The following is a 14,124-nucleotide window of genomic DNA, read 5'->3' as shown; positions in this document are numbered from 1 at the left end:
AGTTTATGGTAAATATATAAATCTAAAAGAGAATATCCTCTTGCTCAATAAACTTTGACTAAGGTCTTTTATTTATTGAGTTACAAAAACAATAAATCAATACTTTTTCTGTTTACTTTTGCAACAAATAAAATTCCATGTCAATAGAAGTAAATAACATATCCAAAAGTTACGGTACTCAAAAAGCCTTAGACAACATTACATTTTCTGTCAAAAAAGGAGAAATAGTTGGTTTCTTAGGTCCAAATGGAGCCGGAAAATCAACTTTGATGAAAATATTGACCACTTACATCAATGCTGATGAAGGATCCGCAATAGTAAACGGAAATGATGTAAACACCAACCAAAAGGCAGTACAACTTTCAATTGGTTATTTACCGGAACACAATCCGCTGTATTTGGATTTGTATGTACGCGAATATTTAGCCTTTAACGCTGATGTGTATAAAGTAGCTAAATCCCGTATCGACGAAGTAATTCAACTTACTGGTTTAACTACCGAAAGTCATAAAAAAATAGGCCAATTGTCTAAAGGATATCGGCAACGTGTGGGCCTTGCCAACACGTTATTGCACAATCCCGATGTTTTGATTTTGGATGAACCAACCACTGGTTTAGATCCAAACCAATTAATCGAAATTCGTAATGTGATTAAAAATGTGGGAAAAGACAAAACTGTTTTCCTTTCGACGCACATTATGCAGGAAGTAGAAGCGATTTGTGACCGTGTTATTATCATCAATAATGGAAAAATTGTTGCCGATAAAAAACTGGACAACTTAATTTCTGAAGATAAGGAACAAGTGATTGAAGTAGAATTTGACTATAAAATCGAAGAACAAGCCATTGCTAAAATCGAAAATCTTGTTTCTTATAAAAATACGCACGACATGATTTGGGAGTTGACTTTCAAAGCGGATAAAGACATGCGTCCGGCAGTTTTTGATTTTGCCAATGCCAATGGTTTGAAAACATTGCAACTGAATCAGAAAAATAAAAATTTAGAGGCTGTTTTTAGAGAGATTACGAAAAAATAGTAATCAGTGTTCAGTCGCAGTTTGCAGATGAAAAATACTAGCCATTCATAATACTTATACCGTTTGATTTGTCATTCCGACGAAGGAGGAATCCCATGCGGTGAAATTCCTCCTTCGTCGGAATGACAAAATTATGAGAATTTGGAATGAATAACGACATTTATAACCGTTAAATCCCTAGCCCAGATAGCAGTAAAAATCCTTTTCTTGTCTCGTTTTTTTAGACAAGAAAAGATTGTAACGAATAGCTGGAAATAGCTCCTAAAAAACCTTACTCGCTATTTGTCGAATATTTTCTGATTTTCCCATAGAATAATAGTGCAACACGGGAACACCGGCTGCTTTCAACTCCAATGATTGTTGGATAGCCCATTCGATTCCTACTTGTCTGATATCTGCGTTGTTTTTGCACTGATCAACCGCATGAATTAAATCTTCCGGCAGATCGATTCGGAAAATTTGTGGCAAAACTTGTAAGTGTCTTTGCACGGCAATAGGCTTAATTCCCGGAATAATAGGAACGGTGATCCCAATTTCTCTGGCTTTGGCAACAAATTCGAAGTATTTAGCATTATCAAAAAACATTTGCGTCACCACATAATCCGCACCGGCATCTACTTTTTCTTTGAGTCTTTTCAAATCTGAAATTAAAGACGGTGATTCTAAATGTTTCTCCGGATATCCCGCAACTCCAATACAAAAATTGGCTTTATCATCAACATCCATGAGGTCATGCAAGTACTTCCCGCAATTTAATTGGTTAATTTGTTTGACCAAATCAACTGCAAAATCATTTCCTCCTAATTTAGGAACAAAAGACTGCTCGTCTTTCATGGCATCGCCACGCAAAGCCATCACATTATCAATTCCCAGATAATGACAATCAACTAATAGATATTCCGTTTCTTCTTTGGTAAAACCACCACAAAGCACATGAGGAACGGTATCTACATTGTATTTATGCTTGATCGAAGCGCAAATCCCAAGTGTTCCTGGACGCATTCTGGTTAGTTTTTTTTCCAATAAACCATTTCCTTTATCCATATAGATAAATTCTTCGCGAGAGGTGGTTACGTCTATGAATGGCGGTTTGAACTCCATCAACGGATCAATATTATTGTATAATTCCTGAATACTTTTGCCTTTTTGAGGCGGAATAATTTCAAAGGAGAATAACGTTTCTCCTTTGGCTGCTTCTATATGTTGTGTTACTTTCATGATCCTCCCCCGACCCCTCCAAAGGAGGGGAGAACTCGGGTAATTTTAATTGAACAATATTTTTTTCTTCCTTTTCGACTCCTCCCCTTCGGGGAGGCTGGGTGGGGATTTTAATCTGCTACATTCGGGTTCAACCATTTCATTGCTACATCGGTTGGAATGCTTCTGCGTTTGGCATAATCAATGACTTGGTCTTCTTTTATTTTTCCAAGTCCGAAATACTTGCTTTCCGGATTTCCAAAGTAATACCCAGAAACCGATGAAGCGGGCCACATCGCCATACTTTCGGTTAGCGTCACTCCAATTTCTTGTTCTACATTTAGTAATTTCCAAATCGTAGGTTTTTCTAAATGGTCGGGACACGCCGGATATCCTGGAGCCGGACGAATTCCTTTGTAATCTTCTGCGATCATAGCCTCTGTACTTAAAGCTTCATCTGATGAATAGCCCCAAATTTCTTTACGGATTTTTTCGTGTAAATATTCCGCAAAAGCTTCCGCAAAACGATCTGCTAATGCTTTGACCATAATCGAATTGTAATCGTCTAAATCTCTTTCGAATTCAGCCGCCCACTCATCAACACCAAAACCAGTCGTGACACAAAATGCGCCCATATAATCCGTTTTACCGCTATCTTTTGGAGCAATAAAATCAGACAAAGCAATGTTTGGAGCACCTTTTGTTTTTTGTGATTGCTGACGTAACGTCAAGAATGTCTGCAATGGTTTTCCGTTTTCATCACTTATCTCAATGTCATCATCGTTCACTTGATTGGCAGGGAAAATTCCATAAATTCCTTTAGCAGTCAGTTTCTTTTCTCTCAAAATAACTTCTAACATTTCCTGCGCATCTGCAAAAACCGAAGTGGCTTGTTCGCCCACTACCGCATCCGTTAAAATTGCCGGATATTTCCCGAACAATTCCCATGTTCTAAAAAACGGTGTCCAGTCAATATACGGAACCAAAACATCCAAATCCACTTCGATCACTTGTTCGCCTATGATTTTTGGCTTTACAGGAGTAAAATTCTCCCAATCCAACTGCAATTTATTCTTGCGCGCTTGCTCAATAGTTAAGAAATTCTTGTCGCGTGAACGATTCAAAAACGTCTCTCTAAAGGCATCATACTCCGCTCTAATGTCGCTTGCATATATTTTTTTATCCTTGTTCAATAAACTTCCCGCCACCGTTACGGCTCTCGAAGCATCATTCACATGAATAACCGTTTCTCTGTATTGTGGTGCAATTTTCACGGCTGTATGTGCTCGCGAAGTTGTTGCCCCACCAATCATTATTGGAATTTTAAGTCCTCTTTTGTCTAATTCTTTAGCAAGAAAAACCATTTCGTCCAGTGACGGCGTGATCAATCCGCTCAATCCAATAATATCTACGTTATGCTCAATGGCCGCTGCGATAATTTTTTCGGGAGGCACCATTACGCCTAAATCTACAATCTCATAATTATTACACGCCAGCACCACGCTTACAATGTTTTTACCAATATCGTGTACATCGCCTTTTACGGTTGCCATCAGGATTTTTCCATTCCCTTGTTTGTCTCCGGCTTGTTTGCTGGCTTCAATAAACGGCAACAAATAAGCCACTGCTTTTTTCATTACCCGAGCCGATTTTACCACTTGCGGCAAAAACATTTTACCCGAACCAAATAAATCCCCAACCACATTCATTCCTGTCATTAAGTTAATTTCAATAACTTCAATTGGTTTTTTTGCTGCCAGTCGAGCTTCTTCAATATCCAAAAGAATAAATTCATCCACTCCCTTCACTAAGGAATGTGTCAATCGTTCCTGAATCGTTCCAGAGCGCCATTCCTGAATCGCTTTTTCATTGCTCTTTACATCTCCTTTTACATTTTCGGCAAAATCCAGTAATCGCTCTGTGGCATCCTCTCGCCTGTTCAGAATTACGTCTTCAACGCGTTCTAAAAGATCTTTTGGAATTTCGTCATAAATAGACAACATTTCAGGATTCACGATTCCCATCGTCATTCCATGTTGGATGGCGTGGTACAAAAACACGGAGTGCATCGCCTCCCGAACCGTATCATTTCCTCTAAAAGAGAACGAAACATTACTTACACCTCCACTAATGTGTGCGTGAGGTAAATTTTCTCTAACCCATTTAGTTCCTCTAAAGAAATCCAAAGCATTCAAGCGGTGTTCTTCCATTCCTGTCGCTACTGGAAATATATTCAAATCGAAAATAATATCCTGCGGAGGAAAACCAACTTTATTCACCAAAATATCATACGAACGTTGGCATATTTCTACCCGGCGCTCGTAATTATCTGCTTGTCCAGTTTCATCAAAAGCCATAATAATTGCCGCAGCACCGTAACGCTTAATCAATTTAGCGTGATGAATAAATTGTTCTTCGCCTTCTTTCAAGGAAATCGAATTTACCACACTCTTACCTTGCACCACTTTTAGTCCAGCCTCAATGATATCCCATTTCGAGCTATCAATCATGATTGGAACTCTGGAAATATCCGGTTCAGCAGCAATCAAATTCAGGAATTTCGTCATGGCATATTCGCCATCAAGCATTCCTTCATCCATATTTATATCGATGATTTGCGCGCCACCTTCCACTTGCTCTTTGGCAATACTGAGTGCTTCCTCGTATTTTTCTTCCTTGATTAATCGAAGGAACTTTCTAGAACCGGTAACATTCGTTCGTTCACCAATATTTACAAAAACGCTGTTAGGCGTAATGATTAAAGGCTCTAATCCTGATAATACCAAGTTTCTTCTAGTTTCTGCTTGTGCCATTTTTTATCTTTATTTGTCCTGCACGGTTTTAGAAACGGTACAAGTTTATGCTTTTGTTGTTTATTTCTACTTTTTTTTAACGTGTAGTTCGTTTTGTTTCTTATTATTTTGGGCGTGACCACAAGGGTCGGGCTATTCGTTACAAGTTTTCGACTAATTCCGTCCCGATAGCTATCGGGACTTCATTTGTCTGTGGGCTTTTCACTGCTATCCCTCACGCAGATATTGGTACTAAATCATCTATTATCAACAGAATATGCTCGTAATCCTAATTTTTATTTCATTCAACGGAATAAATTCCGTTGCTACAAAATATATCGTTCCTACGGAACTCGTACTTCGCTAGCCACCCAGTTTTTATTCTCTTTGTGGGCACGGATTACAAATCCGCGCTATCTAGTGTTATCAGTTCCGGCGCTGGCACTAACTTGGATTCAACTAAAAAAATCCATTTTCAAACATCACTACACAATTTAAAAAAACCATGCAGGAAATTTAATTACATCGTTGCTGTTGAAACTCTAGGTTTATACTCCTTTGCGATATCAGCAATCAACTTAATGTGTTCTGGCGTTGTTCCGCAACAGCCACCTATGATATTTACTAAATTATCGTCTAAATATTCTTTGATAAAGGCTTGCATCTGTTCTGGCGTTTCATCGTACTCTCCAAAAGCGTTGGGTAATCCTGCATTAGGATGTGCCGAAACATTGAACGAAGTATTATGCGCTAAGGTTTGGAGATACGGTTTAAGCAAATCGGCACCCAAGGCGCAATTGAATCCTACACTCAACAACGGAATGTGTGAAACCGAAACTAAGAAAGCTTCCACGGTTTGACCTGAAAGTGTTCTTCCTGATGCATCGGTAATTGTCCCGGAAACCATGATTGGAATGTCAATATTGCGTTCGTCTTTGACTTCTTCAATAGCGAAAAGAGCCGCTTTGGCGTTTAACGTATCGAAAATAGTTTCCACCAACAGTAAATCACTTCCTCCGTCTATCAATGCTTCTACTTGTTGTTTGTAAGCAATGCGCAAATCATCAAAAGTTACCGCTCTGTAACCTGGATCATTTACATCTGGTGACATACTCGCTGTTCTGTTTGTTGGTCCAACTGAACCGGCTACAAAACGAGGTTTATCTGGATTTTTGGCTGTAAATTCATCGGCTACTTCACGGGCAATTCGTGCCGATTCGTAGTTAAGTTCGTAAACAATATCTTCGAGATGGTAATCTGCCATTCCGATGGTGGTTCCAGAAAAAGTATTGGTTTCAACGATATCTGCTCCTGCTTCAAAATAGGCGGCGTGTACCGCACGAATCGCTTGTGGTTGCGTAAGTGACAATAAATCATTGTTCCCTTTTAAGGAATGTGGAAAATCTTTGAAACGTTCTCCTCGAAAGTCTTCTTCAGAGAAATTGTAGCGTTGCAACATGGTTCCCATAGCTCCATCGAGTATGAGTATGTTTTTTTTAATGGCTTCTTGAATGCTTGACATATCTTGTTATTTCTTGTAAATCACGATCCATTTCGGGATTTACACTTTTGATTATTAATTACAAAAGTTCACTATATGAACTCTTTAGCCCCGATTGAAGCGATATCCTATTTTTCTGGCGTTCAGAAAAAAAGATATAGCGGAAAGCGGGAACAGTATTGGCAAAAAAACACCAATTGTTCGCTCCTGATACCGAAATTAATTCAGCAGGCTAAAAATATATGTTGTCAAGAAAAGGTTTGAGAAATACTGAGTGAGTATTCGTGTGTTATCTATCTTAAATACTGAAACTGGTTCTGTATAAAGTAGAATGTAGCACCTTCTTTAAAGATAAAGGGTTGCTAAGGTTTCATTGGGTCTTTCCCTCCGCCTTTCGTGATAACTTTCAATAAATATAGGAACAGTGCAAAGTAAAGACATAGCGCCTATACTTGCAAGTATTAGCGCTATATTTTTTAACTAGTTTGTATTAAGTTGTTAAACTATGGCTTTAACCACGGCTTTTGGAGCTTCTTTACGAGTTCCGTCAAATCCGTCAACACCAGAAACTGTAGTATATTTCAGCACATATTTCTTACCCGGATTGATTATTTGGTAGGCTGCCTGACACATCATAGTTGCTTCGTGGAATCCACAAAGAATCAATTTCAGTTTTCCTGGATAAGTGTTTACGTCACCAATGGCAAAAATTCCGGGAATATTCGTTTGATAATCCAAAGCATTATTTACTTTTATGGCATTTTTTTCAATGTCTAATCCCCAGTCTCCGATAGGACCTAACTTTGGAGTTAATCCAAAAAGCGGAATAAAATAATCTGTAGGAATGGTTCTGTGGGCACCATTTTCTTCAATATCAATTGATTCTAAATGTTCGGCTCCATTTAAACCAACTACTTCTGCCGGCGTGATCATTTTTATTTTTCCGGAATCTTTTAACTCCTGCACTTTTTCGACCGAATCCAAGGCTCCTCTGAATTCATTTCTACGGTGAATTAAAGTCACTTCGGAAGCAATATTCGACAAGAAAATACTCCAATCTAAAGCGGAATCACCACCTCCTGCAATTACTACTCTTTTGTCTCTGAATTTTTCCGGATTTTTAATGAAATACTTGATTCCTTTATCTTCGTAAAATTCGATGTCTTCGATCAATGGTTTTCTGGGTTCAAAACTTCCTAATCCACCGGCAATCGCCACAACTGGTGCATGGAATTTTTTTCCTTTATTTGAGGTGACAATAAAACTTCCGTCTTCTTGTTTTTCAATCGTTTCTGCACGCTCGCCAAGTGTGAATCCTGGCTCGAACTGCTTGATTTGTTCCATTAAATTATCCACTAAATCCCCAGCTAATACTTCTGGAAACCCTGGAATATCATAAATAGGTTTTTTAGGATATAATTCTGAAAGCTGTCCGCCCGCTTGTGGCAAAGCATCTAAAATATGGCATTTTAATTTCAATAATCCTGCTTCAAAAACGGCAAATAAACCAGTTGGTCCGGCTCCTATTATAAGTATGTCTGTTTTAATCATTTTTTTATTCTTTATGTAATGTAATTATAATAAACTATTTAGTACAAATTAACGATTGATTTTTACAACTTTAAATGATAAATATCATTCGTTAATTTGCAATGCTTTTATTCTTTGTTTTTTAATGCTTCTGTGATTTCGTTCATTTTTTGTACTTTTTCTTCGAAATTCCCTTTAAGCGTTTTGCGATATTCATTGAGGTTTTCGACCATTTTATTGATGTCATCCGGAATTATTTCTTCGAAAAACTCCCGTAATCTTTTGGCAGTTGTCGGTGATTTACCGTTGGTTGAAATGGCTATTTTCACATTTCCTTTGGTTACGATTCCGCCCAAATAATAATCACATAAATCCGGTGTATCGGCAATGTTGCAAATCAAATGTCTTTTTCGACACAAGTCGAATACCCGTTTATTTACTTTCAAATCATCGGTGCAGGCAATTACCATGTGGCGTTTGCGAAGCATCCAGCGATTGAACTTTTTATAGGTCAATATTACCGAAGGATGTTTTGCTGCCAGGCCTTCCAATTCTGGAAGAAACCTTGGCGCCACCACTTCAACATTGGCATTTGGACTGGATTTCAACATGAAAGATAACTTTTCTAAACCCACATTTCCTCCACCTACAATAAGTACATTGAGGTTGTGTAGTTTTAAAAAAACAGGATATAGTTCGTTTCTTTCCATTACTATCTTATTTTCCTCTCCCAACCCTCTCCGAAGGAGAGGGAACCTGAGCTTGAATAATTTATACTTATTTTTTATGCAATGTTACTTAAAATGAATTCTTCGTGAAATCCTTTTAACTTGATACTTTCTTTGACCACTTCTCCAATAACAATTATAGCTGGTGAACTTAACTTTTTCTCCGCCACAACTCCTTGGATAGTGTTAATCGTTCCAACTCCAATTTTTTCCTGTGGAGTAGTTCCGTTTTGAATAATTGCAACAGGAGTTTCTCCTTTGGATTCCTTCTGGAATAATGAAACAATTTGTGATAGTTTACTCATTCCCATCAAAATCACAACTGTTGCTGATGATTGCGCTGCGAGAGCTACATCATTCGACAAATTCCTGTCGGAAGTAGTGCCTGTGATTACCCAAAAACTTTCTGAAACACCTCTTTTTGTCAAAGAAATTCCTTGATAAGCCGGAACTGCAATCGAAGATGAAATTCCGGGGACTACAAATGTAGGGATTCCAAAACTTTCTGCAAATTCAATTTCTTCGCTTCCACGACCAAAAATAAATGGATCTCCACCCTTCAACCGAACGACATTTCCATAGGTAAGCGCATTATCAACAATCAACTGATTGATTTGGTCTTGCGAATATTCATGTGCGCCAATTCTTTTACCCACAAATATTTTTATGGCCGTTTTTGGTGCGTGATTCATTATTTCTTCATTGGCGAGCGCATCATACAAAACCACGTTCGCTTCAGCAAGTGCTTTAACTCCTTTCAGAGTAAGCAAATCTGGATCGCCAGGACCAGCACCCACTAAAGTTACTTTTGGTTGTATTGTATTATGCATCAGCTAAATCTTTTGCTCTGTATTTTTCTATTTTATCAAAAAACGCAACTCCTTCTTGAATGTATTTTTGTGCAAATTCTGCCGAAGGCTCATTCGCTTTGATTTGATAAACTAACTCTTTAAAGCTTGAGTCCAATTCTATTTTTTTGCTTTCGATAAAAACAGTATCAAACAAATCGATAATTCCAGCGTGGTGATTTGTTTTTTGGTTTTCGGCCAGTAAAATTGCTTTGGCACCGTTTACAAAACCTGCGTAGGCTAAATAAATAGCATCCGCCCATTTTTTATCTTCAAAAGCTTCTAGTGCAAAAGTCATTTTATCTTTGGCTTCTAATATTAAAGTAGCCACTAAATCAATTACTACACCTGCACATTCTCCTATTCCAACTGCTTTTACGTAGTTATCGGCATTTCCCCAATCTACAAAATCAGCTTCGGTAAGGTTTGTTATATCTGCCAATGGTTTTAGAAATTCGTAGAAATATTTCTCTCCTTTTGCATCGTAATAATTCAAGAATGATAGTCCGTTTCCATTGGCATCAAAATCATTTAAGATAAAACGCAACGCATCGGGTCCTCTTCTACTTGGAATTTTGATTACTTTATCCGAAAATCTTCCGTTTCCGTTTCCTAAATTTCCTCCGCCCAATAATACTTGAAGCGCTGGCGCCACTAGTTTTCCGGCATTGATTGACATTCCTTGGAAACCAATTTCGGACATATTGTGTTGTCCACAAGCATTCATACAACCGCTAATTTTTATAGCGATTTGCTGATTGTTGCTATATTGTGGGTATTCTGTTTTTAATACTCTTTCTAATTCATCTGCAATACCAGTACTACTTGCAATCCCTAAATTACACGTATCCGTACCTGGACAAGCCGTGATATCTCCGATAGTATCGTATCCTAAAGCAACAAAATCTAATTTGGCTAATTCTTGGTAAAAGAACGCTAAATTTTCTTCTTTAATATTACGCAAAACGATGTTTTGTCTTAATGAAAAACGCAACTCATTAGCACCATAATTTTTAATCAAATCGGCTAATAATTTTGCTTTGTCTGTATAAAAATCTCCTAAAAGTACTTTAATACCAATAGCTACATATCCTGCTTGTTTTTGTGCAATCACATTCGATTTTTTCCAAGCTTCAAAAGCTTCAACATCCTCGATCGTTACTGCTGGTACTGCCAATAAAGGTTCAGTAATTGGTCCTTCAAAAGCGGTAGTGTCTATTTCGTAAGTATGAAACGGAAGAGCTTTTTTCTCTTCGTCAACCAAACGCAAAAACTCTTCACGACCCAAGTCCTTGATTAAAAACTTCATACGTGCTTTCAAACGTTTTGCTCTTTCTCCGTAACGGTCAAAAACCCTGATTATACCTTCGGCAGTTGGGATAATTTGGTTCACCGGTACAAATTCTGAAAGCAATTCAGCGTGACTTGGTTGAGAACCTAAACCTCCGGCAAACATTATTTTGAACCCTTTTTCGCCATTTACAATTTTTGGAATAAATCCTAAATCGTGCAAATAACTCAAAGCAGTATCTTTATCAGAAGAGGAGAATGATATTTTGAACTTACGTCCCATTTCTTGACAAATTGGGTTACGCAATAAATATTGAAACAAACCATGCGCATAAGGCGAAACGTCAAAAGGTTCGTCAACATCTACACCCGCTAATTCGCTTCCAGTAATATTACGCACGGTGTTTCCACAAGCTTCTCTCAAAGTGATATCGTCTTTGGCTAACTCAGACCAAAGCTCCGGTGTTCTGTCTAAACTCACATAGTGAATTTGAATATCCTGACGGGTTGTAATGTGCAAACGTCCTGTAGAATATTTGTCGGACACTTCCGTAATACGCTTCAATTGCTCGCTAGTCACTTTTCCGTATGGCAATTTAATACGAATCATTTGCACGCCTTCTTGGCGTTGACCGTAAATACCACGTGCCAAACGAAGACTGCGAAAACGCTCATCGTCAATTTGTCCACTTCGGAAGGAATGAATTTTTTTCTCTAAATCGATAATCTCTTTTTGGACAATCGGATCTTCTATTTCTGTTCTAAAACTTTGCATCTTTAGTTATGTTTATCCCCTCCCCAACCCTCCCCGAAGGGGAGGGAGTCGAAACTGGAAATATTATTACATTTTCTTTTAACTCAATTATTATTATATTCTCACCGTAAAAAGGTAAACCCCTTAACTACCGACATACTTTTATCCAGTATGTCTCCCTCCCCTTCGGGGAGGGCTGGGGTAGGGACTATTTTATAAAACCAACGCCAGCTGTTGTGTTGGTTGCAGCATCTATTAAGATGAAAGCTCCGTTAGATTTATTATCCGTGTAAGCATCAAAATAAATGGCTTTGCTCAATTTGATAGTTACTTCTCCAATTTCATTTATAGCTAATTGAGTCGCTGGTGTTGTTCCAGAATAATCGGTTGCGATTACGTTTTTTACACTATCAATTTTTGCCAAAACTCTATTGCTGTTGTGTTGTACATAATATTTTGCGCCTGCCACTAATTTTTTACTGTCCATCCAACAAACAGTTGTTGTAATGTCTTTTTCAATTTTAGGAAGTTCATTCGATTTTACAATCATATCCCCTCTGGTTACATTGATATCATTTTCCAGTTCCAAAGTGATAGAAGAACCAGCCGTAGCTTCATCAAATTGTTTATCAAAAAAGTGAATATTCGTTACTGTAGATTCAGTTAAAGAAGGAAGCACCGTTACTGCATCTCCTACTTTAATAGTGTTACCGTATAATTTTCCGGCATATCCTCTAAAGTCGTGATACTCTTCCGTTTTTGGTCGGATTACTGTTTGAACAGGAAAACGTGCGATCCCGTTTTCGTAGATATCATTTGGTTCCAATGATTCCAAATGTTCCAAAACCGTCTGTCCAGTATACCAAGGCATGTTCTCCGATTTATCGGCAACATTACCACCATTGATTGCACTTAGCGGAATGTAACTTACATTTTGTTCTTTGAAAGCACTTTTTGCATTTAATGCCTGAAAGTCTGCTTTGATTTTGTTGTATACTTCTTCTGAATAATCAACTAAATCCATTTTGTTTACCGCAACAATCACATCTTTTACTCTCAATAAATTATTGATAAAAAAGTGACGGTAGGTTTGCTCAATAACTCCTTTACGCGCATCAATCAAAATGATTGAAACTTGTGAAGTTGAAGCTCCGGTAACCATGTTTCGTGTATATTCAACGTGACCCGGAGTATCGGCAATAATGTAACTTTTTTTGGCTGTCGAAAAATAAATATGCGCCACATCAATCGTAATTCCTTGTTCTCTTTCAGCAACCAAACCATCGGTAGCCAATGAGAAATCTAAGTAATCGTATCCTTTTTGCTTACTGCTTTTTTCTATTGCTTCAATCTTATCTGTAGTCAATGATTTTGTATCGTACAATAATCTCCCGATTAATGTACTTTTTCCGTCATCTACACTTCCTGCTGTTGCTATTTTTAAAACTTCCATTTTATATTGAGTTTAAATTTTAAAGTATAAAACCTTTAAAACTCTTGTTTTTTTTATACTTGCTTACTAATTTTAAAAAATCAAATTCTAAAAATAACCTTGTTGTTTTCTTTTTTCCATTGCAGCTTCAGAACGTTTATCATCAATTCTGGCTCCTCTTTCAGAAATAGTTGAAGATCTAATTTCACCCACCACTTCCTGAATCGTTGCTGCATAAGAATCAACAGCTGCGGTACAACTCATATCTCCAACGGTTCTAAAACGAACAATTCTTTCTTCAATTTGCTCATCTTCTTCTTGGTAAACAAAAGGAGAATGAGACCAAATCATACCGTCTCTCAAGAATACCTTACGCTTGTGTGAAAAGTAAATCGATGGAATTTCGATTTGCTCTTGTTCGATATAACTCCAAACATCTAGCTCTGTCCAATTCGAAATTGGAAAAACACGAACGTTTTGACCGTTTTCAATTTTTCCGTTTAAAATATCAAATAATTCAGGACGCTGATTTTTTTCGTCCCATTGACCAAAATCATCACGAACCGAAAAAATACGCTCCTTCGCTCTCGCTTTTTCTTCATCTCTACGCGCACCACCGATGCAAGCATCAAATTTGAATTCTTCGATAGCATCCAAAAGTGTAGTCGTTTGCAAACTGTTTCTACTGGAGTACTTACCTGTTTCTTCTACAACTTTCCCTTCGTCAATAGCATCTTGCACATTACGAACGATTAATTCTAATCCCAATTCAGCAACTAATTTATCTCTAAAAGCAATAGTTTCAGGAAAGTTATGTCCCGTATCTACGTGCAACAATGGAAAAGGGATTTTCGCTGGAAAAAATGCTTTTTGAGCTAAACGTACCAAAGTAATCGAATCTTTTCCACCAGAGAAAAGCAATACCGGTTTGTCAAATTGAGAAATTACTTCTCTAAATATGTATATCGCTTCGCTTTCTAAAGCATTTGTTTTTAATATGGTACTCATTATATTT

The 14,124-nt window shown here is 37.6% G+C and carries 10 protein-coding genes and 1 riboswitch; of the genes, 1 reads left to right on the top strand and 9 read right to left on the bottom strand.

Annotated elements, in window-relative coordinates; genetic code table 11:
• Positions 1-137: 137 nt before the first annotated feature.
• Complete coding sequence (gene gldA / locus EKM05_RS10235; RefSeq protein WP_126554998.1) at positions 138-1,037, top strand: gliding motility-associated ABC transporter ATP-binding subunit GldA; 900 nt, start codon at positions 138-140, stop codon at positions 1,035-1,037.
• A 261-nt stretch (positions 1,038-1,298) separates the two neighbouring features.
• Here the strand turns inward: gldA and metF are convergent, their stop codons facing one another.
• The 9 genes from metF to cysD form a co-directional block, all read right to left on the bottom strand.
• Positions 1,299-2,255: a methylenetetrahydrofolate reductase [NAD(P)H] gene (gene metF, locus EKM05_RS10230; RefSeq protein ID WP_126554996.1), complete on the bottom strand. Its 957-nt coding sequence runs from the start codon at positions 2,253-2,255 to the stop codon at positions 1,299-1,301.
• A 110-nt stretch (positions 2,256-2,365) separates the two neighbouring features.
• Positions 2,366-5,047 (bottom strand): methionine synthase, encoded by a 2,682-nt coding sequence (gene metH, locus EKM05_RS10225; protein WP_126457426.1) that lies wholly within the window; start codon positions 5,045-5,047, stop codon positions 2,366-2,368.
• Between the two features lie 499 nt (positions 5,048-5,546).
• Positions 5,547-6,548 (bottom strand): homocysteine S-methyltransferase family protein, encoded by a 1,002-nt coding sequence (locus tag EKM05_RS10220; RefSeq protein WP_126554994.1) that lies wholly within the window; start codon positions 6,546-6,548, stop codon positions 5,547-5,549.
• A 265-nt stretch (positions 6,549-6,813) separates the two neighbouring features.
• Positions 6,814-6,933: riboswitch (SAM riboswitch) on the bottom strand.
• 92 nt (positions 6,934-7,025) lie between these two features.
• On the bottom strand, positions 7,026-8,078 hold the full coding sequence (locus tag EKM05_RS10215) for an NAD(P)/FAD-dependent oxidoreductase (RefSeq protein WP_091204228.1): 1,053 nt from the start codon (positions 8,076-8,078) through the stop codon (positions 7,026-7,028).
• A gap of 107 nt (positions 8,079-8,185) precedes the next feature.
• Complete coding sequence (locus EKM05_RS10210) at positions 8,186-8,767, bottom strand: bifunctional precorrin-2 dehydrogenase/sirohydrochlorin ferrochelatase (RefSeq protein ID WP_126554992.1); 582 nt, start codon at positions 8,765-8,767, stop codon at positions 8,186-8,188.
• A gap of 74 nt (positions 8,768-8,841) precedes the next feature.
• Positions 8,842-9,615, bottom strand: a complete 774-nt coding sequence (gene cobA / locus EKM05_RS10205; RefSeq protein WP_126554990.1) for a uroporphyrinogen-III C-methyltransferase — start codon at positions 9,613-9,615, stop codon at positions 8,842-8,844.
• Entirely contained in the window at positions 9,608-11,698 is a 2,091-nt protein-coding gene (locus EKM05_RS10200) for a HEPN domain-containing protein (protein WP_126554988.1), read from the bottom strand. Before EKM05_RS10200 ends, cobA begins: the two co-directional genes overlap by 8 nt.
• A gap of 187 nt (positions 11,699-11,885) precedes the next feature.
• Positions 11,886-13,130 carry a sulfate adenylyltransferase subunit 1 gene (locus tag EKM05_RS10195; RefSeq protein WP_126516149.1) on the bottom strand — a complete coding sequence of 415 codons (1,245 nt, stop codon included), beginning with the start codon at positions 13,128-13,130 and terminating at the stop codon, positions 11,886-11,888.
• Between the two features lie 87 nt (positions 13,131-13,217).
• On the bottom strand, positions 13,218-14,117 hold the full coding sequence (gene cysD / locus EKM05_RS10190; protein ID WP_126453028.1) for a sulfate adenylyltransferase subunit CysD: 900 nt from the start codon (positions 14,115-14,117) through the stop codon (positions 13,218-13,220).
• Between the last annotated feature and the right edge of the window lie 7 nt (positions 14,118-14,124).

Source organism: Flavobacterium sp. GSP27, assembly GCF_003970395.1.
In the GTDB taxonomy this organism is placed as follows: Bacteria; Bacteroidota; Bacteroidia; order Flavobacteriales; family Flavobacteriaceae; genus Flavobacterium.
This window is presented reverse-complemented; position numbering and strand designations above follow the sequence as displayed.

Coding starts and splice junctions, on each gene's coding strand:
- gldA (WP_126554998.1), top strand. CDS start 138: ATGTCAATAGAAGTAAATAACATATCCAAAAGTTACGGTACTCAAAAA.
- metF (WP_126554996.1), bottom strand. CDS start 2,255: ATGAAAGTAACACAACATATAGAAGCAGCCAAAGGAGAAACGTTATTC.
- metH (WP_126457426.1), bottom strand. CDS start 5,047: ATGGCACAAGCAGAAACTAGAAGAAACTTGGTATTATCAGGATTAGAG.
- EKM05_RS10220 (WP_126554994.1), bottom strand. CDS start 6,548: ATGTCAAGCATTCAAGAAGCCATTAAAAAAAACATACTCATACTCGAT.
- EKM05_RS10215 (WP_091204228.1), bottom strand. CDS start 8,078: ATGATTAAAACAGACATACTTATAATAGGAGCCGGACCAACTGGTTTA.
- EKM05_RS10210 (WP_126554992.1), bottom strand. CDS start 8,767: ATGGAAAGAAACGAACTATATCCTGTTTTTTTAAAACTACACAACCTC.
- cobA (WP_126554990.1), bottom strand. CDS start 9,615: ATGCATAATACAATACAACCAAAAGTAACTTTAGTGGGTGCTGGTCCT.
- EKM05_RS10200 (WP_126554988.1), bottom strand. CDS start 11,698: ATGCAAAGTTTTAGAACAGAAATAGAAGATCCGATTGTCCAAAAAGAG.
- EKM05_RS10195 (WP_126516149.1), bottom strand. CDS start 13,130: ATGGAAGTTTTAAAAATAGCAACAGCAGGAAGTGTAGATGACGGAAAA.
- cysD (WP_126453028.1), bottom strand. CDS start 14,117: ATGAGTACCATATTAAAAACAAATGCTTTAGAAAGCGAAGCGATATAC.